The sequence below is a fragment of the Paenibacillus sp. VTT E-133291 genome (genome assembly GCF_002264395.1).
Classification (GTDB): Bacteria; Bacillota; Bacilli; order Paenibacillales; family Paenibacillaceae; genus Paenibacillus_AQ; species Paenibacillus_AQ nitricinens.
On the sequence record NZ_NFVA01000203.1, the window covers coordinates 1 to 1,606 of the forward strand.

Annotated in this window: 2 protein-coding genes; both read left to right on the forward strand. The window is 35.4% G+C overall.

The annotated features are described in order from the left end of the window. Positions 1–528, forward strand: a 528-nt coding sequence (locus tag CA598_RS33265; RefSeq protein WP_143812497.1) for an HNH endonuclease signature motif containing protein, incomplete at its 5' end; no start/stop codon positions are given. Between the two features lie 21 nt (positions 529–549). Then, a complete protein-coding gene (locus tag CA598_RS31530) occupies positions 550–1,026 on the forward strand; it encodes an SMI1/KNR4 family protein (RefSeq protein ID WP_094879051.1) in 477 nt (158 codons plus the stop codon). The last annotated feature ends 580 nt before the right edge of the window (positions 1,027–1,606 follow it).

The following is a 1,606-nucleotide window of genomic DNA, read 5'->3' on the forward strand; positions in this document are numbered from 1 at the left end:
AAAGGTGGTAAGATTGAGGGGACGGGTAAAGCAAATAAAGCAAATCTAAAAAATATAGATGACTTTATAAATGGGAATAAGAATTTTAATGAAGTAATTGAAGATTATGCAAAAATATACAAAGAACAAGTTGATTCAAACAAACCTTGGTCTTGGGATGATACTATCCCTGGTGGGGATAGCTTGTCTGCTGCTCAAAAAAGAAAGATAAAAGAAATGGCAGTAGCAAATAGACATATTCCTGAAATAAAGGTTACAAAAGTTGATGGAATGAGATATGGATTTGCTGATTTTGCCGGTGCAGGTGTAGTTAAAGAAACTGTTCAGCTACCAGAAAAATCTTGGAAGTTATCGGATAAAGAACAGTTTAAGTGGTTAGATGAGCAGATAGGTGGCACAAGAAAAGGAATGACGTGGCATCATACGGAAATCCCTGGTAAAATGGAACTTGTTCCATTTGGTATTCACAATATTACACCTCACAATGGTGGGCGGACGGCAGGTATGTGGGCTGACGCTCCGAGATAATATTTTTTAGGAGGTAGAGACATGGAAGTTAAGGATGAAACTATAATATATCCATTGCCGGATGATGTTCTGCTGACTGAAAAAGAAAACAAGTGGAGAATTAAATTGCCGGATGAATATAAAGAATTTATAAAAAAATTTAATGGTGCTTCTCCTGTAAAAGATAGTTTTATGTGTAACAACCATAGTTATGCAATTGATAGATTTTTAAGTATCTTGAAGGTAACTGGGGAGAGGGATGATGAATTCTACGATATAGGAGTAGTTAGAACTCAGTTAGATGAGAGAATTGTTTCAGACGAAAACTTAGTAGGTACTGAGTTATTACCAATAGCTGTTCTATTTGCAGGTGACTTTGTGTGTTTAGACTATAGAAATACTGATAAAATACAGCCATCTGTTTGCGTTTGGAATCATGAAGAATCTTCAGATTTAGACCCTGTAACTTATTTTACAAGTAACAGCTTTGATGAGTTTCTAAATATGTTAACCGAATGAGTCTTGCAAAATTTTGTTTACGCCTTTTTGCTTCCATTCAAGGGTGGGGGCTACCCAGTGCCGAATGAATTCTTTATTCAACCAGTAACACAATTAAGCTAAGTAATACCCGTATAAAGATTTCGTCATTTCGTTTGTACGCACAGTAATTCTTGAAAGATATAACTTTAATAACGCTAGAGCCTTACATAGAACAGGTCGATTATGGTCAGATACCACCATGACTGACTTGTTTTTTTTATATTCATTTTCCGGCGTCCTAGCTTGCGGTGCCAATTCAAAATCCCTCCCAATTAAAGATTTCAAAAGGAGTAAAGCAACCCTAAAAGGTCTTTACTCCTTTTTAACATCTAGTCTAAGCTATGTTATTATTACATTATATTTTCCTATAAATAACAAAATATAAAGTTTGGAGGTTTATGAATGAGAAGTAAGCGTAACTTGATAATGCTGTTATTGTTTGCTTTGACGATTATACTTTCAGCCTGTAATGATAAAAAAACTGCGATATTATCCATGGATGAAATACGGGATCTAGCTCTGCAAGGCGAGGCGTTGTCGTGGAAGGATTTTGAAGGTT